Annotated in this window: 13 protein-coding genes; 9 read left to right on the forward strand and 4 right to left on the reverse strand. The window is 70.2% G+C overall.

Translation table 11 applies throughout. The annotated features are described in order from the left end of the window. The first annotated feature begins 15 nt into the window (after nt 1-15). Together HCA44_RS07155 and HCA44_RS07160 are read left to right on the forward strand one after the other, a co-directional pair. Entirely contained in the window at nt 16-765 is a 750-nt protein-coding gene (locus HCA44_RS07155) for an SDR family oxidoreductase (protein WP_169647861.1), read from the forward strand. A gap of 51 nt (nt 766-816) precedes the next feature. Then, entirely contained in the window at nt 817-2,145 is a 1,329-nt protein-coding gene (locus HCA44_RS07160; protein WP_169647862.1) for an NAD(P)/FAD-dependent oxidoreductase, read from the forward strand. Between the two features lie 141 nt (nt 2,146-2,286). Here the strand turns inward: HCA44_RS07160 and pgi are convergent, their stop codons facing one another. Next, nucleotides 2,287-3,939, reverse strand: coding sequence for a glucose-6-phosphate isomerase (gene pgi, locus HCA44_RS07165; RefSeq protein ID WP_169647863.1), 1,653 nt, complete (start codon nt 3,937-3,939; stop codon nt 2,287-2,289). Nucleotides 3,940-4,050: 111 nt separating this feature from the next. Here pgi and HCA44_RS07170 point away from each other — a divergent pair, with 111 nt between their 5' ends. After that, nucleotides 4,051-5,535 (forward strand): NAD-dependent succinate-semialdehyde dehydrogenase, encoded by a 1,485-nt coding sequence (locus HCA44_RS07170; protein ID WP_169647864.1) that lies wholly within the window; start codon nt 4,051-4,053, stop codon nt 5,533-5,535. 54 nt (nt 5,536-5,589) lie between these two features. Here the strand turns inward: HCA44_RS07170 and HCA44_RS07175 are convergent, their stop codons facing one another. Beyond that, nucleotides 5,590-5,889: a chorismate mutase gene (locus tag HCA44_RS07175; RefSeq protein WP_169647865.1), complete on the reverse strand. Its 300-nt coding sequence runs from the start codon at nt 5,887-5,889 to the stop codon at nt 5,590-5,592. Between the two features lie 343 nt (nt 5,890-6,232). On the opposite strand from HCA44_RS07175, the gene pcrA reads away from it, so the two are divergent. Then, nucleotides 6,233-8,653: a DNA helicase PcrA gene (gene pcrA, locus HCA44_RS07180; RefSeq protein ID WP_169647866.1), complete on the forward strand. Its 2,421-nt coding sequence runs from the start codon at nt 6,233-6,235 to the stop codon at nt 8,651-8,653. 102 nt (nt 8,654-8,755) lie between these two features. On the opposite strand, the gene HCA44_RS07185 is transcribed toward pcrA, so the two are convergent. Beyond that, nucleotides 8,756-9,790, reverse strand: coding sequence for a M23 family metallopeptidase (locus HCA44_RS07185; protein ID WP_169647867.1), 1,035 nt, complete (start codon nt 9,788-9,790; stop codon nt 8,756-8,758). Between the two features lie 198 nt (nt 9,791-9,988). Here HCA44_RS07185 and HCA44_RS07190 point away from each other — a divergent pair, with 198 nt between their 5' ends. From HCA44_RS07190 to sucD, 3 genes are all read left to right on the forward strand, one after another. Beyond that, the gene (locus HCA44_RS07190; protein WP_169647868.1) at nt 9,989-11,887 is read left to right on the forward strand and encodes a hypothetical protein; all 1,899 of its coding nucleotides are present in this window, start codon (nt 9,989-9,991) and stop codon (nt 11,885-11,887) included. A gap of 145 nt (nt 11,888-12,032) precedes the next feature. Beyond that, the gene (gene sucC, locus HCA44_RS07195) at nt 12,033-13,196 is read left to right on the forward strand and encodes an ADP-forming succinate--CoA ligase subunit beta (protein ID WP_169647869.1); all 1,164 of its coding nucleotides are present in this window, start codon (nt 12,033-12,035) and stop codon (nt 13,194-13,196) included. Between the two features lie 10 nt (nt 13,197-13,206). Next, nucleotides 13,207-14,109: a succinate--CoA ligase subunit alpha gene (gene sucD / locus HCA44_RS07200; RefSeq protein WP_169647870.1), complete on the forward strand. Its 903-nt coding sequence runs from the start codon at nt 13,207-13,209 to the stop codon at nt 14,107-14,109. A 48-nt stretch (nt 14,110-14,157) separates the two neighbouring features. Here sucD and HCA44_RS07205 read toward each other — a convergent pair whose 3' ends face one another. Beyond that, complete coding sequence (locus tag HCA44_RS07205; RefSeq protein ID WP_169647871.1) at nt 14,158-14,784, reverse strand: YigZ family protein; 627 nt, start codon at nt 14,782-14,784, stop codon at nt 14,158-14,160. Between the two features lie 105 nt (nt 14,785-14,889). Here HCA44_RS07205 and HCA44_RS07210 point away from each other — a divergent pair, with 105 nt between their 5' ends. Then, entirely contained in the window at nt 14,890-15,960 is a 1,071-nt protein-coding gene (locus HCA44_RS07210) for a DUF5336 domain-containing protein (RefSeq protein ID WP_169647872.1), read from the forward strand. 135 nt (nt 15,961-16,095) lie between these two features. Continuing rightward, nucleotides 16,096-17,664: a DUF6350 family protein gene (locus HCA44_RS07215; RefSeq protein WP_240945361.1), complete on the forward strand. Its 1,569-nt coding sequence runs from the start codon at nt 16,096-16,098 to the stop codon at nt 17,662-17,664. The last annotated feature ends 59 nt before the right edge of the window (nt 17,665-17,723 follow it).

Consider the following 17,723-nt stretch of genomic DNA (forward strand, 5'->3'; position numbering starts at 1 on the left):
ATTACGCTGGCCGACATGACTCGTCAGCGGATTCTCGTGACCGGCGCCAGTTCGGGACTGGGGGAGGAGATGGCACGCAGGTTCGCGGCCCGCGGGCGCGATCTCGCGTTGTGTGCGCGCCGCACCGACCGACTCGAGGCGCTCCGCGACGAACTGGTCACGGCGAATCCGTCGATCACGGTCGCGGTGCGGGCGCTCGACGTCACCGACCATCACGCCGTCACGTCGGTGTTCAGCGCGCTCGACGAAGAACTCGGCGGCCTCGACCGGGTCGTGGTCAACGCCGGGCTCGGCAAGGGCGCGAAGATCGGCACCGGACGGGCCGACGCGAATCTCGCGACGATGCGGACCAACGCGCTCGGCGCGCTGTCGCAGTGCGAAGCCGCGCTCGAACTGTTCCGCGCCCGCGAGCGCGGTCATCTGGTGCTCGTGTCGTCGATCAGCGCCGACCGCGGACTGTCCGGTGCGAAAGCTGCCTACTCGGCGAGCAAGGCTGCGGTCTCGGCGCTCGGCGAGGCGCTCACCGCCGAGCTGGCGAAGTCTCCCATCGCTGTCACGACCTTGCTGCCCGGGTTCATCGCGACCGACATGTCCGGGCGGGCAGGGGATGCGAAGATGCTTGCGTCTCTCGACGACGGCGTGACCGCGATGATCGACGCGATCGAACGCGAGTCCGTGCGTGCCGCGCTGCCGGGCGTCCGATGGAAGGCGATCGACCTCGCGCTGCGTGTGCTGCCGCGTAGGATCACCGATCGGATGGTGTAACCGGCAGGCGCCGAAGAGGGCTCGCGACGAGCCGGAATCGAGGAGCCGCAGATGTCGAACGCAGCGACGGACACCCCGACGGTCGTGATCGTCGGCGGAGGATTCGCTGGGCTGCGGGCGACCCGCGCGCTCGCGAAGACCGACGCCGACGTCGTCGTGCTCGACCGCGGCACGAGTCACGTGTTCCAGCCGTTGCTCTACCAGTGCGCGGCGGCGCTGCTGTCGGAAGGCGAGATCAGCAGCCCGCTACGGCATCTCACGCGGCGTCAGCGCAACGTGCGGGTCAATCTCGGCGAGGCCACCCACATCGACACCACCCGCCGCGTTCTCGACGTCACACGGTTCGACGGCACGTCCTACGAGCTTCCGTACGACTACCTCGTCGTCGCGGCGGGCATGCGGTCGTCGTACCACGGGCACGACGAGTTCGCGCGGCACGCGCTGGGCATGAAGACCCTCGACGATGCGCTCGCGATCCGGCGGAAGATCGTGTCGGCGTTCGAGATCGCGGAGACCCTGCCGACAGCCGAGGAGCGCAAGCCGTGGCTCACGTTCGCGGTCGCGGGTGGCGGCCCCACCGGTGTCGAGCTCGCGGGCCAGATCCGCGAACTCGCCGGGCGGGCACTCGCGCACGAGTTCGACGCGATCGACCCCGACGAGGCACGGGTGCTGCTCTTCCACGGCGGCGACCGGGTGCTGCCGTCTTTTCCGCGCCGACTCTCGCAGGCCGCGCAGCGCACACTCGACCGTATGGGCGTCGAAACGCACCTCGGGGTGCACGTCACGGCGGTCGACGAGACAGGAGTCGGGATCACTCCGAAGTCGAAGGGCGCGAAGGCGACTCGCTACGACGCGCGCACCGTGCTGTGGACCGCGGGCGTCGAGGGTGTCCCGTTCGCGCGCCGTGTCGCCGACGCGCTCGGGGTCGACGCGACGCGGGACGGTCGGGTTCCCGTCGACACCCGGTTGCGCGCGGGCGGGCGGGTGTGGGTCGTGGGCGACGTGATGGCGCCGCCGACGGACCTGCCCGGCGTCGCGGAGGTCGCGATGCAGAGCGGCGGTTACGCGGGCGAGTCCATCGCCCGGCTCCTCGCGGGCGACGCCACCGACCCGGCGCCGTTCCGGTACCGCGACCTCGGCAGTGCCGCCTATATCGCGCGACGCAACGCGGTCGTGCAGGCCGGTCCCGTCGCTCTGTCCGGATTCGTGGGCTGGCTGGCGTGGGGCGCGGTGCACATCGCCTTCCTCGCGGGCGTGCGCAACCGGATGGGCACGGTATCGAACTGGGCCGTCACCCTCGCGTCGGGCACGCGCCGCGAACGCGCCTTCACCTTCGGCGACCCCGAGACCGCGCGCCGTCCGTACCGGTCCTACGACTAGTCGAACCAGTCCGAGCGGTGCAACCAGGCTGCCTGGTCGCTGCTACGCGGAGCGAGTAGGACACCGTAATGCTCACCATGGCTTCGCGGTCAGGCCGTAGGACCCTGATCGCGGAGATCCGCCCACCGGGCCGTTCGCCCCTCAGGCGCGCCCGCGTTCGTGCCGGTACCACCGCACAAGGGCGTCGGTGGACGAATCCGACAGCGTGGCAGGCGGTTCGGCCTCGGTCAGGACGGGCTGGAGTTCCTGAGCCTGGGTCTTGCCGAGCTCGACGCCCCACTGGTCGAACGAGTCGATGCCCCACACGACGCCCTCGACGAACACCTGATGCTCGTACAGCGCGATGAGCTGGCCCAGCACGGACGGCGTGAGCTTGGGCGCGAGGATCGACGTCGACGGGCGGTTGCCCGGCATCACCTTGTGGGGGACGAGATGCGCGGGCGTGCCCTCGGCCGCGATCTGGTCGGCGGTCTTGCCGAACGCGAGGACCTTGGTCTGCGCGAAGTAGTTGCTCATCAGCAGGTCGTGCATGCTGCCCGTGCCGTCCGCCGTGGGGAGATCTGCGGTGGGCTCGGCGAAACCGATGAAGTCGGCGGGGACGAGCCGCGTGCCCTGGTGCAGCAACTGGTAGAAGGCGTGCTGGCCGTTGGTGCCCGGCTCGCCCCAGAAGATCTCGCCGGTCGTGGTCGTGACCGCGCTGCCGTCGGCGCGAACCGACTTGCCGTTCGACTCCATGGTGAGCTGCTGCAGGTAGGCCGCGAACCGCACGAGGTCGTTCGAATACGGCAGCACGACACGGGATTCGGCGCCGAAGAAGTTGGAGTACCACACCCCGATCAAGCCGAGCAGCACCGGCGCGTTGTGTTCGAGCGGCGCGGTGCGGAAGTGCTCGTCGACGAGGTGGAAGCCGTCGAGGAATTCGGCGAACCGTTCCTTGCCGATCGTCGCCATCAGCGAGAGGCCGATCGACGAGTCCACCGAGTACCGTCCACCCACCCAATCCCAGAAGCCGAACATGTGGGTCGTGTCGATTCCGAACTCGGCGACCCGGGCGGCGTCGGTGGACACCGCCACGAAATGCTTCGCCACGGCGTCGTCGCCGAGACCCAGCCCGTCGAGCAGCCACCGCTTGGCGGCGTGCGCGTTGGTGAGCGTCTCGAGAGTCGAGAAGGTCTTCGACGCGACGACGAACAAGGTCTTCGCGGGATCGAGGCCCGCGAGGCTGCGCACCATGTCGGCGGGGTCGATGTTCGACACGAAGCGCGCCGAGATGCCTGCGTCGACGTAGTGGCGCAGCGCGCGGTATGCCATGACGGGTCCGAGATCGGACCCGCCGATACCGATGTTGACCACGGTCGTGATGCGCTCGCCGGTTGCGCCGCGCCATTCGCCCGAGCGCAACCTGTCGGTGAACTCGCCCATGCGTCGCAGGACATCGTGCACGTCCGACACGACGTCCTGCCCGTCGACCTCCAACTCCGCCGTCTCGGGCAGCCGCAGGGCGGTGTGCAGGACCGCGCGATCTTCCGACGTGTTGATGTGCGCGCCGGCGAACATCGCGTCGCGACGCTGTTCGAGTTCGACCGTGCGCGCCAGATCGAGCAGCAGCGCGAGCGTGCGGCGGTCGAGCCGGTGCTTGCTGTAGTCGATGTGGAGATCGGCGACGTCGAGCGCGAACTCGGTGCCGCGGCGCGGGTCCGACGCGAACAGATCGCGCAGATGGACCGGTTCGATCTGGGCGTGATGGGCGCGCAACTCCTGCCACGCGTCGGATTCGGTGATGTCTGTGGCCACGGACACCGAGCTTAGTGCCCCTGCCCGTATTCGGAAGGGCGGCGAAAGGTGGCGGGCCGTGAACCCGCGAGAGCAACCCACACGTCGCCGTGGGACGCGCATGATGGGGTCATGGACAAGGAAACACCCCGGCAGCTCGACGCCGACACCCGCAGCCTGCTCGACTCCGTTCCCACGCAGCTCTTCCTCGGCGGGAAATGGTGCGACGCCGAGGGCAGCGGGACCTTTCCCGTGATCGACCCGTCGACCGGCGATGTCCTCACCCGCGTCGCCGATGCCCGTCCCGTCGACGCGATGCGTGCGCTCGACGCGGCCACCGCCGCGCAGAAGTCGTTCGCCGCAGCGGCGCCACGCGAACGCGGCGAGCTGCTGCGGTCGGTGTGGCAGGCGATCAGCGAGCACGCCGACGACCTCGCGCGGCTCATGACCCTCGAGATGGGCAAGGCGCTGCCCGAGAGCCGCGCCGAGGTGTCCTACGGCGGCGAGTTCTTCCGTTGGTTCAGCGAGGAAGCGGTGCGCGTCGCGGGGCGGTTCACGCAGGCGCCCGCGGGCAACGGTCGCATTCTGGTGACGCGGCAGCCCGTCGGGCCCGTCCTCGCGATCACGCCGTGGAACTTCCCGCTGGCGATGGGCACCCGCAAGATCGGACCCGCGCTCGCCGCCGGTTGTCCGATCATCGTCAAGCCGGCGTCCGCGACACCGCTCACGATGCTCTACCTCGCGAAGCTCATGCAGGACGCAGGGCTGCCCGAAGGCGTCCTGTCGGTGCTGCCCTCGTCGTCCTCGTCGGAGGTGACCCAGCCCCTGCTCGACGACCCGCGCCTGCGCAAGCTCACGTTCACCGGGTCGACCGAGGTCGGCCGCTCGCTGGTCGAGAAGTCGGCGCACGGACTGTTGCGCACGTCGATGGAACTCGGCGGCAACGCGCCGTTCGTCGTGTTCGACGACGCCGACGTCGACGCGGCCGTCGCGGGAGCGACCCTCGCGAAGATGCGCAACGGGGGAGAGGCGTGCACCGCGGCGAACCGCTTCCACGTCGACAACGCGGTGCGCGACGAGTTCACCACGAAACTGACCGACAAGCTCCGCGAGTACGTGCTGGGACCGGGCCTCGACCCGGACACCACGCTCGGCCCGCTCGTTAACGCCGACCAGCGCAACAAGGTCGACGAACTCGTGCGCGACGCCGTCGACAAGGGTGCGACGCCGGTGCTCGGCGGCACCGTGCCCGACGGCCCCGGATTCTTCTATCCCGCGACGGTCCTCACCGACGTGCCCGCCGACGCGCGGATCCTGAAGGAAGAAGTGTTCGGGCCCGTCGTCGCGATCCGCGGTTTCGACGGCGAGGACGAAGGCGTCGCCGCAGCCAACGACACCGAGTACGGCCTCGCGGCGTACGTCTACACGCGCGACCTCGACCGCGCGTTGCGCGTCGCCGAGAACATCGAGAGCGGCATGGTGGGCGTCAATCGCGGCGTGCTCTCCGACACGGCCGCGCCCTTCGGTGGCATCAAGGCGTCCGGTTTCGGCCGCGAGGGTGGCATCGAAGGCATCGACGAGTACCTCGAAACGAAGTACATCGCGCTCACCGACTGACGGCTGGTCCGCCGGCCGGCAGGGCGATCTCGACGCGCGGGCGACCTCGAAACGTCAGTGGCCGAGGCGGCCGCGTCCCAGGCGCAGCAGCAGCATCGCGAGCGTATGGCCTTCCTGGCCGAGCTCGTTGAACCGCTCGATGACCTTCATCTCGCGGCTGTGCACCAGACGCGGGCCGCCCGACGCCATACGTGCGCGGCCGATCATCTGGGAGACCTCGGACCTGCGCTTGACCGCGGCGAGGATCTCGGCGTCCAGGCGGTCGATCTCGAGCCGGAGCTCGTCGATCTCGGCCTCGGTCGAGGGGGTGTGTGTGCTGTCGGCACTGCCGTCGGGGACGGTACGTGTGCTCATGGTGAAAGTCTCCTCCGCTCAGAACAAGGATCGTGGCCTCGGCTGCGGGCGTTACCCGATCCTGGTGCCCTGCCCGACAAGAAAAATGAGCCCCGGGATCCGGTGCGGACCGCGGGGCTCGTGAAGTGGATCAGCTCACGGGCACCGGAGTCCGGTACCCGTAGAAAAATCGCCGGTCGAGGCGAGTCCGATCACATGACACTCTGTCGATTCTGGTCACGCCCAGGGGGCCGTGTCAACTTTCGGGCTCCGGTCCCGCTGCTGGTGAGCGCCCGAGCGGAGCCTGATCCGCAGCGTGGCCGTGTGGGCCGGTGTCGGCGCGTCCCGGTAGCGTGGACACACGATGAACACTCTTCCCGACGCCGCCCCCCGCTCAGGTTCGACCGGCAGTTCCGTCGCGGCTTCGGCCGCCGAGTCTGTCGAGGCGTTGCTCGAGGGGCTCAACCCGCAACAGCGCGAGGCGGTCGTGCACGCGGGTTCGCCGCTGCTCATCGTGGCGGGCGCGGGCTCGGGCAAGACCGCGGTGCTCACGCGCCGCATCGCCTACCTGCTCGCCGAGCGCGACGTCGCGCCCGGGCAGGTTCTCGCCATCACGTTCACCAACAAGGCCGCCGCCGAGATGCGCGAGCGCGTCGCCGCCCTGGTCGGTCCGCGTGCCAACGCGATGTGGGTGTCCACCTTCCACTCGAGCTGCGTGCGCATTCTGCGCACCCAGGCCGGGCTCGTCCCGGGGCTGAACTCCAACTTCTCGATCTACGACGCCGACGACTCTCGTCGCCTGCTCACGATGATCTCGAAGGATCTGGAGATCGACACCAAGAAGTACTCGGCGCGGCTGCTGGCCACCGCGATCTCCAACCTCAAGAACGAGCTGATCGACCCCGAGGACGCCGCGGCCGACGCCGACAAGGAACAGCAGGAACTGCCCCGCCTCGTCGCCCGCGTGTACGCGCAGTACCAGCAGCGGCTGCGCGCGGCCAATGCGCTCGACTTCGACGACCTGATCGGCGAGACGGTCCGCATCCTGCAGTCGTATCCGCAGGTGGCGCAGTACTACCGGCGGCGCTTCCGGCACGTGCTCGTCGACGAGTACCAGGACACCAACCACGCGCAGTACGTGCTGGTCCGCGAGCTCGTCGGGCTCGAGACCGATGCGGACGGGGTCACGCCGTCCGAGTTGTGCGTCGTCGGCGACGCCGACCAGTCGATCTACGCCTTCCGCGGCGCCACGATCCGCAACATCGAGGAATTCGAGCGCGACTACCCGAACGCGCGCACGATCCTGCTCGAACAGAACTACCGGTCGACGCAGAACATCCTGTCCGCGGCCAATGCGGTCATCGCCCGCAACACGGGCAGGCGCGACAAGCGGCTGTGGACCGACTCGGGCGAGGGTCCGCTCATCACGGGCTACGTCGCCGACAACGAGCACGACGAGGCGTCGTTCGTCGCCTCCGAGATCGACCGGCTCGTCGACGACGGCGAGGCCACGTTCGGCGACGTCGCGGTCTTCTACCGCACCAACAACTCGTCGCGCGCGCTCGAAGAGATCTTCATCCGGCTCGGCGTGCCCTATCGAGTCGTCGGCGGTGTGCGCTTCTACGAGCGCAAGGAGGTGCGCGACATCGTCGCCTACCTGCGGGTGCTCGCCAACCCCGACGACGACGTGAGTCTGCGCCGCATCCTCAACACCCCGCGCCGCGGCATCGGAGACCGCGCCGAGGCGTGCGTCGCGGTGCACGCCGAGCAGCGCAATCTGAGCTTCGGGCAGGCATTGCGCGACGCCGTCGACGGCAAGGTGGCGATGCTGAACACCCGCTCGCAGAAGGCGATCGCCGCGTTCACCGAGATGATGGACGGACTGCGCGGGCTCATGCCGCCCGCCGACGCGGAGGACCAGGGCGACATCGGCGAGGTCGTCGAGGCGGTGCTCGACCGCACCGGCTACCGGGCCGAGCTCGCCGCGAGCACCGATCCGCAGGACGGCGCACGTCTCGACAACATCGACGAACTCGTCAGCGTCGCACGCGAATTCAGTTCCGACGCGCGCAATGCGGCCGGCATCGACGTGGACGGCGATCCCGTCGACCGCGAAGGCGAACCCGATCCCGGCTCGCTCGCGGCGTTCCTCGAACGCGTGTCGCTCGTGGCCGATTCGGATCAGCTACCCGACGAGGGGGCGGGTGTCGTCACCCTCATGACGCTGCACACCGCGAAGGGGCTCGAGTTTCCGGTCGTGTTCGTCGTCGGTTGGGAGGACGGCCAGTTCCCGCACATGCGCGCGCTCGGCGATCCCGCAGAACTGTCGGAGGAGCGCCGGCTCGCGTACGTCGGCATCACGCGTGCGCGCCGGCGGCTCTACGTCTCGCGTGCCGTCATGCGTTCGGCATGGGGGCAGCCCATCCAGAACCCCGAATCGCGCTTCCTGCAGGAGATTCCGCAAGAACTCCTCGACTGGCGTCGTGAGGATCCGGGGCGCACGGTCGGCCTGGGAGGCGCCGTCGGTGGCGGCCGCCCACGCAAGGACTACGGCAGCAGTGGGTTCGGGAACGGCAGCGGATCCGGTTTCGGGGCCGCGGCTCGTGGCCGCAACAATCATCTCGTGCTGGCGGCGGGCGACCGCGTGAGTCACGACAAGTACGGCCTGGGCTCGGTGCTCGAGGTCAAGGGGGCTGGGCCGACGGCCACCGCCACCATCGATTTCGGCAGTGCGGGCAAGGTGCGGCTCATGCTCATCGGCGGTGTGCCGATGGTCAAACTCTGAAATCGATTCTCGGAAACCCCTTTTCGGCGGGCACGATGTCACATCGTGTGCGCTGGATGCACATGGTGTGACATTGTGGCCGTGCGGGCGAGGGGGGAGCGGTCAGTCCTGTTGGGCGCCGAGGCTGATGCCACGCGAGGCGAGCCAGGGCAGCGGGTCGATCTTCTGATCGCCGTTGAGGTGCACCTCGAAGTGCAGGTGCGGGCCGGTGGAGAAACCGCGATTGCCCATGGTGGCGATCTGGTCGCCCGCCATGACCTTCTGGCCGACGCTGACCGTCGACTCGTTGATGTGTCCGTAGACGGTGATGGTGCCGTCGGAGTGCAGCAGACGCACCCACATGCCGAAGCCGGATGCGGGCCCGGAGTCGATGACCTCGCCGTCCGCGACCGCCAGGATCGGCGTGCCGATGGGGCCTGCGATGTCGACACCGCCGTGGATGGTGCCCCAGCGTGAACCGAACGTCGAGGTGAACGTGCCGACCGCGGGAAGGACGAACAGCGGCTTGCGGGACGCTGCTTCGCGTGCCGCGCGCTCGTCGCTGAACGCCTGGCCCTTGGCGAGCAGGTTGCCGAACTGCGAGAGGTCGTTCGGGTTGGCGATGTTGAGCACCTGCGGCGCGCTCGATCCGGACGCGGCGGGTGCGGCGCCGTCGGAGAACTGTGCGGCCTGCGGCTCGGCGGTGTCGTCTGCACCGTCGCTCGCGAGTGCGACCTCGGAATGATCGGAGTTGCCACCCTGGGAGGTGGCCGCCTGGCCTGCCGCGACGACCGCGCCTGCGGCGACCGCGAGCACGGCGGCGCGGCCCTTGAGGGCCGAGGGGGGAGTGGGAACTCGGTGTGCGCCTCGACGCGACCGGGTGGCCGCGGAGTCGTGCGGGGTGAAACCGGGGATCTCGTCGTCGAACTCGTCGCGGTAGCTGCCGTACCGGTCGGATTCGCCGGTGTCATCGAACGAGGGGCTGTAGTCGAACGAGCGGTCTTGCGGTGTGGAACTGCGGTGGTACATGCCTGCGTCTGTCGTGTCGTGGTCGTCACCGAACGCGGAGGCGGAAGAGCTCCAGCTCGTGTCGTGATTCAGGTCGCCGTAGCGGCTGGTGGTGAACCGCGAAGGGTCGCGCGGCAAGCGATCGTGCATCGGTGCGCTCGACCTCCTGCGTGTGACCCGCCTGTGACTTGGACCCGGTGACGGTAACGAAATGATTGCGAATCGCGCAACCCGTAACGTCCACGGACCGGGAGTGCTGTGACGTGAGTCACTCGATGGCCGGGTGAGTCGAGTCCGAAGCGTGTCATTTCCCCGGTCGGCGGCGGTGTTGGCATTAGCGTCGTAGTCGTGGCGTCTTCGACTCGGCCTCCCCGTCGGGCAACACCGACACGCATCGCGCCGTCGGCGTCGACCGCCGTGCGCGCGCGGCTCGACGATCCCGAGCCCCGCGACTACCGCTCTCTCGCAGTCGTCGGCGTGTCCGTCGCGGTCGTCGGAGCGATCGCCACAGCGCTCGCTCCCGTGCTCGGCGCCGTCGACGACGGCTCGGTCACGGTCGTCGTCGCGGCCGCGGTGTGGTCGGCCGTCGTGGCACTCACGATTCCGGCACTGTCCGGCATCGCTCTCGCGTCCGGGCGCGGCGAAGCGGCGGGTGCGCTGCTCGCCGGAGCCGGTGCGGTGTCTCTCGGTCTCGCGGTGCTCGACGTCCAACTGTTCTCCCGCGCGCTCGACGCGAATCGTTTCGAACTGTTCCGACCGCACACGGCGACCGAGCTGTCGGCGGCGGCAGGTGCCTACGCCGTCGTCGCGGGGCATGCGCTGGGCGTCGCCGCCGGCCTGATCGGGCTCGTCGTCGTGCACCGCGCGTCGCTCGGCGACGGCTACGACGACGCACGCAGCGCCGAACTCGCGGGCCGAGCGAGTGGTGGCCGTGTGGGGCGCCCGCTCGCGTCGGTGGTCGTCCTCGCGGCACTCGTGGTGGCGGGCGCACTGTTCGCGCCGCCGTTCGCGTCCCACGACCCCGTGGTGCTGGTGCCCGCGGCGCTCTCCGCCGACCTCCCGGTCGCGGCCGGGACAGCGGTCGTCGCCGTGGCGCTCGTCGTGGCGGTCGCCGCGGCACTCGCCTCGATCAGCCCCGTCGTGGGCTCCGCGACAGTTGTCGGTGCCGGGCTCGCGGCGCTCGAACTCGCGGGTGCCCGTCTCGTCGCGGGCGTCGCGGCGGGCGACGGCGTCGAGGTCGGGGCCGGGACGGTGTGGGCGACGGCCGGGGCGGCCGTGCTGGTGTGCGCGGGTCTGGCCATGCCGTTCGCCGACCGCGCGCGCGACGGGGCGGCATCGCGCCGCGCGGAACCCGAGGAGTCGGACGGTGCGGCGGACCGGCAGACGGCCGCGGAGGTGCGCCGCGCGGCGGACGCCGCGGCATGGGCGCGGGTGCACCGCGCGCACGCGCTCGCGGGAGCATGCGGCATCGCGTCGGGCGCGCTCGCGATCGGTGGCACCTTCCTTCCCCTGCTCACGGTTCCGTCCGGGATGTCCGTGCCGCAGATCCTCGGCGAACGAGTCGTCCTCGTCGCGGGCGCAGTCCTGGCCGTCGCGGGCGTGCTGCTGGTGCTGTCGGAATTCGCGCGCGCGGTACGGCCGGCCGTCGCGGTGCTGTGGGTGTCGGTACCCGCGTCCGTCGCGGCGGTGTCGCAGTCGGTGATGCGGGCGACCGATCTACCGGGCATCTCGATCGGTCTCGGCGCGATCGTGCTGTGGGTGGCGTGCGCGCTCGCTGCGGCGACGGGTCTGCTCGTGGCCGCGGCGGGTGGACTCGAGCGGGAGGAGGTCGACACCTCCGAGGCCGTCACGCCGTACCGGCCCTTCGCCGTCGTCGGCGGGCTCGGTGCTGTCGTCGCGGTGCTGGGTTTCGCGCTGCCGCTCGTGCGCGGCACCGACGCGCGCGGCCGCGACTACCGCTCGACGTCCTTCGCCGATCTGCCGTGGAACATCGACGCGTGGGGGCACGTGCTGCTCGCGGCGTCGGTCGCGATCGCGGTGCTGGTGGCGGTGCGGTCGCGCCGGGCCCGCGCGGTCGCTCTGTCCGCCGGATGCGCGGCGGTCCTCGTGGTGTACCTCGCGTCGTGGCCGCTCACGCGGGGCGTCGTTCCGGAGTCCACGATGGGGCCGGGTGTCGTCGTTTCGGGGACGGGCCTACTGTTGTTGGCAGCCGCGACCGCACTTGCGACGCGCATGACGGACAGGTGAAGGCGCACACGAAGAGCCGACGCTTGTGTCGTGAATCACATCGCCGACCCGTGAAAAACGACGGTGCACGGCCGCTGGCTATTGTCCGAGAAGGCCCGCCCTCCACCCTACGGGCGGGCGTCAACGCAGACGAGACGGTGAGCAGATGGATCTCTTCGAATACCAGGCGAAGGAACTCTTCGCCAAGCATGAAGTGCCTACCTCGGCTGGTCGTGTGACCGACACGGTCGCCGGCGCTCGCGAGATTGCCGAGGAAATCGGCAAGCCCGTGATGGTCAAGGCGCAGGTCAAGGTCGGCGGCCGAGGCAAGGCCGGCGGCGTCAAGTACTCCGTCGACGCCGACGCCGCCGAGGAGAACGCCAAGGCGATCCTCGGGCTCGACATCAAGGGCCATGTCGTCAAGAAGCTCCTGGTCGCCGAGGCGAGCGACATCGCCGAGGAGTACTACATCTCCTTCCTGCTCGACCGCACAAACCGCACCTACCTGGCCATGTGCTCGGTCGAGGGCGGCATGGAGATCGAAGAGGTAGCGGCCACCAAGCCCGATCGCCTCGCCAAGGTTCCGGTCGACGCCGTCAAGGGTGTCGACGTCGCGTTCGCGCGCAGCATCGCCGAGCAGGGCCACCTGCCCGCCGAGGTGCTCGACGCCGCGGCCGTCACGATCGCGAAGCTGTGGGAGGTCTTCGTCAAGGAAGACGCCACGCTGGTCGAGGTCAACCCCCTCGTGCGCACGCCCGACGACCAGATCCTCGCGCTCGACGGCAAGGTCACCCTGGACGCGAACGCCGACTTCCGTCAGCCCGGTCACGCCGAGTTCGAGGACAAGGACGCGACCGACCCGCTCGAGCAGAAGGCCAAGGAGAACGACCTCAACTACGTCAAGCTCGACGGACAGGTCGGCATCATCGGCAACGGCGCGGGCCTGGTCATGTCGACCCTCGACGTCGTCGCGTACGCCGGCGAGAACCACGGCGGCACCAAGCCGGCCAACTTCCTCGACATCGGTGGCGGCGCGTCGGCCGAGGTCATGGCCGCCGGTCTCGACGTCATCCTCGGTGACTCGCAGGTCAAGAGCGTGTTCGTCAACGTCTTCGGCGGCATCACCGCGTGCGACGCCGTCGCGAACGGCATCAAGGGTGCGCTCGAGAAGCTCGGCGACGAGGCGAACAAGCCGCTCGTCGTCCGTCTCGACGGCAACAAGGTCGAAGAGGGTCGCGCGATCCTGAAGGAGTACGCGCACCCGCTGGTGACGCTGGCCGAAACCATGGACGAAGGCGCCGACAAGGCCGCCGCTCTGGCTGCGAAGTAGGAATCAGGACATGTCGATCTTTCTGAACAAGGACAACAAGGTCATCGTCCAGGGCATCACCGGCGGCGAGGGCACCAAGCACACCGCACTGATGCTCAAGGCGGGCACCAACATCGTCGGCGGTGTCAATGCGCGCAAGGCGGGCACCACCGTCGCGCACACCGCGAAGGACGGCTCCGACGTCGAGCTGCCCGTTTTCGGTTCCGTCGCCGAGGCCATCGAGAAGACGGGCGCCGACACGTCGATCGCCTTCGTGCCGCCGAAGTTCGCCAAGGACGCGATGATCGAGGCCATCGACGCCGAGATCCCGCTGCTGGTCGTCATCACCGAGGGCATCCCGGTGCAGGACTCCGCGTACGCGTGGGCCTACAACGTCGACAAGGGCAACAAGACGCGGATCATCGGCCCGAACTGCCCCGGCATCATCACGCCGGGCGAGTCGCTCGTCGGCATCACGCCCGCCAACATCACCGGCGCGGGCCCGGTCGGCCTGGTCTCGAAGTCGGGCACGCTCACCTACCAGATGATGTACGAGCTGCGTGACTTCGGCTTCTCCACCGCCATCGGCATCGGCGGCGACCCGGTCATCGGCACCACCCACATCGACGCGATCGAGGCGTTCGAGAAGGACCCCGACACCAAGGTCATCGTGATGATCGGCGAGATCGGTGGCGACGCCGAGGAGCGTGCCGCCGACTACATCAAGGCCAACGTCAGCAAGCCGGTCGTCGGCTACGTCGCGGGCTTCACGGCCCCCGAGGGCAAGACGATGGGCCACGCGGGCGCCATCGTGTCCGGGTCGTCGGGCACCGCGCAGGCCAAGAAGGATGCGCTCGAGGCCGCAGGCGTCAAGGTCGGCAAGACGCCGTCCGAGACCGCCGCGCTCGCTCGCGAGATCCTCGAGAGCCTGTAGGCACATCCCCTCGTGAGCACTTGGCGAGTCCAGGTACGCCTGTAACGCTCACGGGACGTCCGTCCACACCTCACCGGCCGGTTCGAGCACTCCCGTCCCCGCGGTCACCGCGGCGACGAGGGTCTCGAGCCGGCCGGTGTCGGTCGTGGCGACGGTCAGCACGACGCGCGCGCCGTACGCGGCATCGCGGACGTCGACACCTTGGGCGCGCAACTCGGCCTCGACCCGGCCCGCGTCCGCATGCGGAAGCGCCAGCGTGAACACGTCGCCGCGCTGCCGGTGCACCCACCGGGCGCCGTCGAGCACGAGCGAGACGGCCCCGGAGTACGCGCGCACCAGCCCGCCCGCACCGAGTTTCACGCCGCCGAAATAGCGGGACACCACCACGACGACGTCCACGACGTCGCGCGCACGGAGCACCTGCAGCATCGGGACGCCCGCGGTTCCGCCCGGTTCGCCGTCGTCGCTCGACTTCGCGATCCGCGACGCGGGCACGTCGCCCAGCACGTACGCCCAGCAGTGATGACGGGCGTCCGGGTGTGCACGACGCTCGCCGTCGATCACCTCCCGTGCCGCGTCGACATCGGCGACACGTCGGGCCACCGCGACGAACCGCGACCGTTTGACGTCGAGTTCGGCGTCGGGCCGGGTTCCGGGACGGAGCGTCGTGGGCATGGACTTCATTGTGGCCGGACGGGGCGTGCCACGATCGGCGGGACGTGCCGTTTCCGTAGGCTAGCGTCGAGAGCACACGAGACCCGCACAGGCAGAGGAGTAGTCATGTCGTTCACGCCCGGTGGCCCGCAGCCCGGGGGCTCGCACCCAGACGGCGGACAGTTCGGCTCGCCCGCGCAGCCCGAATCCGGTGCGTCTTCGCAGCCGGCGACCGACGCGTCGGCGGGGACCAAAGGCCTGCCCTACTGGCTGCTCGTCGCGGTCGCGGTGCTCGGCGTTCTGAGCGTGTTCTTCGGATTCGCCCCGTACTCGGAGTTCTCGTCGATGAGCTTGGCGTCGAACGCATACGAGAGCAGTGCCTTCGCCGTCGGCTTCGTGTTCTTCGCGGGCCTGCTCGCGGGTCTGTCGCTGTTGCCGAAGCAGGACTGGGTAGGCCCGGCGGCCGCCGCCGCGGTCACCGGTTTCGTGGTCTCGCTGTTCACGTTCTTCTCGCTGAGCGACGTCTCGCTCGGAATCGGCGGCCTCGTCATCCTGATCTTCAGCTTCCTGCAGGCGGTCGCCGCCGTGGCGGCGTTGCTGTTCGGGCTGGGCATCCTCAGCATGCCCGCGCCCAAGCCGAAGCAGCAGCCCCAGCAGAACTTCGGGCAGCAGCAGTTCGGCCAGCAGGGCTACGCCGGTCAGGGCCAGCAGGGCTACGGCCAGCAGCAGTACGGCCAGCCGCAGGCGTACGGCCAGGCCGCGCCCACCGAGGCGATGTCCTACGGCGCGCAGCACCACCCGTACCCGTACCCGCAGCCGCAGCAGGGCTACGCACAGCAGCAGGGTTACGCGCCGTACGGCCAGCAGCCCGGCTACGGCTGGGGCCAGGCAGGACAGCAGGGCCAGGCAGGACAGCAGGGCCAGGCGAGTCCGCAGCACGCGGGGTACGGCTACGGTCAGGCCGGTTACCAGAGCCCGTACCAGCAGGGCTCGCCCTATGCGCCGGGGCAGGGCGGCGCGCAGCCGGCCGAGCCGACGCAGGCCGTGCCCAATGCGGGGCAGGCCCAGCCGTCCGAACCCGCCGCGGCCGAGCACCGCGACGCGTCGGAGGACGCGACGCCGTCGGAAGGCACCGACACCGGACCGGCTCCCACGCAGGCCTTCGACGTCCGCAAGCACCAGGACGGCGACAAGTAGCACAGCGGCAACACCGCCGGAGGCGGCCCCCGACCGTCAGGCCGGGGGCCGTTTCCGGCTCTCACGCGGCGCGCCTGGTAGTGCGGACCGGCTCACGGTGCCACGCTCGACAGGACACGCGAGGATCTCGAGGGGATGAGTGTTCTGACCGATCGACTGCGCGGCGGCGCGACCCGTAAGGCCCGAAGGAACCCCGGCCCGTCCCGTGGCGGCTCCGCCCGGACCCGAGGAGGTTCCACCGGACGTCGGAACGGCTCGGCCCCGCCCGCCGAACCGAACCCGACGCGCGAAGCCCCCGCGCCGGACGCTGCCCGGATCAAGAGTCTGCTCGCCGTCGCATTCCGTCCCGCGGGTGCGGCGATCGTGCTGACGTCGGTCCTCGCGGTCGTCGTCCTCGTCGTCGCGAGCAGCGAGCTGACCGGAACGTTCGCCGCGATCGCGGGGATCTGGCTCGCGATCCACCACGTGCCGTTGCCGATCGACGGCGTCACCCTCGGCGTCGCGCCGCTCACGGCGTCGGCGCTGCTGTTGTGGGCCGTCGCGCGTGGGGTGCACCGGGCGGTCGGGGAAGACGGCGCGGTCACCGAAGGCACGGAGACGCGCGATCTGCTGCGTGTCGCGGGGGCCGCCGTCGTCGGGCCGCTCGTCGTGACGTGCGCCGCGCTCGCGATCGTCGCCGACGCGTCGAGCGTCGTCGCACTGTCCACACCGAACCCCCTCGCGGCGCTGGCCTGGACGGCGGTACTGCACGCGCTCGCGGCGGGCGTCGGCATCACCGTCGCGCGGTGGCCGCACTGGTCGGCTCGCGTGCCGTTCTGGGTGCGCGACGGCGCCCGTCCCGCGGGGCGCGCCCTTGCGGGCTTCGCGGCCGCGGGTTCGTTCGCGCTCGCGGTGTCGCTGGTGTGGCACTGGACCACCGTCGGCGAACTGTTCGACACGTCCGACGGCGCGGTCGGCGCCGCGGGACTCGCCTTCGTGTCGATTCTGTACCTGCCCAACGCCGTTGTCTCGGCGGCGGCGACGCTGGTGGGCGCGAACGCCACGTTCGGCGACGTGTCGGTCAGCGTGTGGGGCAACATCGGTGGCCGGCTGCCCGCGCTGCCCCTGTTCGGTGCGGTTCCCGAGGGTGTCGGCGGTGCGGCGTGGCCCGCCTTGCTCGTGGTGCCTGCCGCGGTCGGTGTGCTGTGCGGACGCGACGCGTCGGTGCGGCACAGCGGTCAGCGCGCACTCGCCGTCGTCGGCGGTGCCGCTCTGGGTGCGGGCGTCGTCGCCGCGCTCGCCGCGGTGCTGGCCGGTGGCGCGCTCGGCGGCTACGGCACCGTCGACGTGCACTGGTGGGCGTTCGGCGGCCTCGTGGGTGCGTGGCTCGCGGTGGTCGGCGCGTTCACGGTCGTCGTGCTCACCTGGTTCCGCGGCCGCCACGCGGTCGACGAGCCGGCGGAACAGCCCGACGCGCCCGGCGAGCGGACCGCCGAGCCGATTCCCGCGCTCGCCGCGGCACACGGTGACCCCGAACCGATCGACACTCCAGGACTCGTCGGCGCCCCGGTGCCCGACGGCGCACACGGCGAGGCCGATACGGACGAGACCGACACGGACACAGTCGACGACATCCTCGACGCCGAGGTGGTCGAGGAGCCCGCGGAATCCCGGCCCGCCGGGGCCGGCGACCTCGCCGACGGCCCGTCGAAGCCGCAGGACTAAACTCCGTTGCGGTCGACACTCCGGCCGAACCGCTCACGATTTTCCACAGGAGTAAGGCG

It is taken from the genome of Rhodococcus sp. HNM0569 (genome assembly GCF_012726205.1).
Lineage (GTDB): Bacteria > Actinomycetota > Actinomycetes > Mycobacteriales > Mycobacteriaceae > Rhodococcus_F.

What these genes read in the sequence shown, in the direction of transcription:
- HCA44_RS07215 (WP_240945361.1), top strand. Translation starts at nt 16,096, where the DNA reads ATGAGTGTTCTGACCGATCGACTGCGCGGCGGCGCGACCCGTAAGGCC.
- HCA44_RS07205 (WP_169647871.1), bottom strand. Translation starts at nt 14,784, where the DNA reads ATGCCCACGACGCTCCGTCCCGGAACCCGGCCCGACGCCGAACTCGAC.
- HCA44_RS07155 (WP_169647861.1), top strand. Translation starts at nt 16, where the DNA reads ATGACTCGTCAGCGGATTCTCGTGACCGGCGCCAGTTCGGGACTGGGG.
- HCA44_RS07170 (WP_169647864.1), top strand. Translation starts at nt 4,051, where the DNA reads ATGGACAAGGAAACACCCCGGCAGCTCGACGCCGACACCCGCAGCCTG.
- HCA44_RS07210 (WP_169647872.1), top strand. Translation starts at nt 14,890, where the DNA reads ATGTCGTTCACGCCCGGTGGCCCGCAGCCCGGGGGCTCGCACCCAGAC.
- HCA44_RS07160 (WP_169647862.1), top strand. Translation starts at nt 817, where the DNA reads ATGTCGAACGCAGCGACGGACACCCCGACGGTCGTGATCGTCGGCGGA.
- sucD (WP_169647870.1), top strand. Translation starts at nt 13,207, where the DNA reads ATGTCGATCTTTCTGAACAAGGACAACAAGGTCATCGTCCAGGGCATC.
- HCA44_RS07175 (WP_169647865.1), bottom strand. Translation starts at nt 5,889, where the DNA reads ATGAGCACACGTACCGTCCCCGACGGCAGTGCCGACAGCACACACACC.
- sucC (WP_169647869.1), top strand. Translation starts at nt 12,033, where the DNA reads ATGGATCTCTTCGAATACCAGGCGAAGGAACTCTTCGCCAAGCATGAA.
- HCA44_RS07185 (WP_169647867.1), bottom strand. Translation starts at nt 9,790, where the DNA reads ATGCACGATCGCTTGCCGCGCGACCCTTCGCGGTTCACCACCAGCCGC.
- pcrA (WP_169647866.1), top strand. Translation starts at nt 6,233, where the DNA reads ATGAACACTCTTCCCGACGCCGCCCCCCGCTCAGGTTCGACCGGCAGT.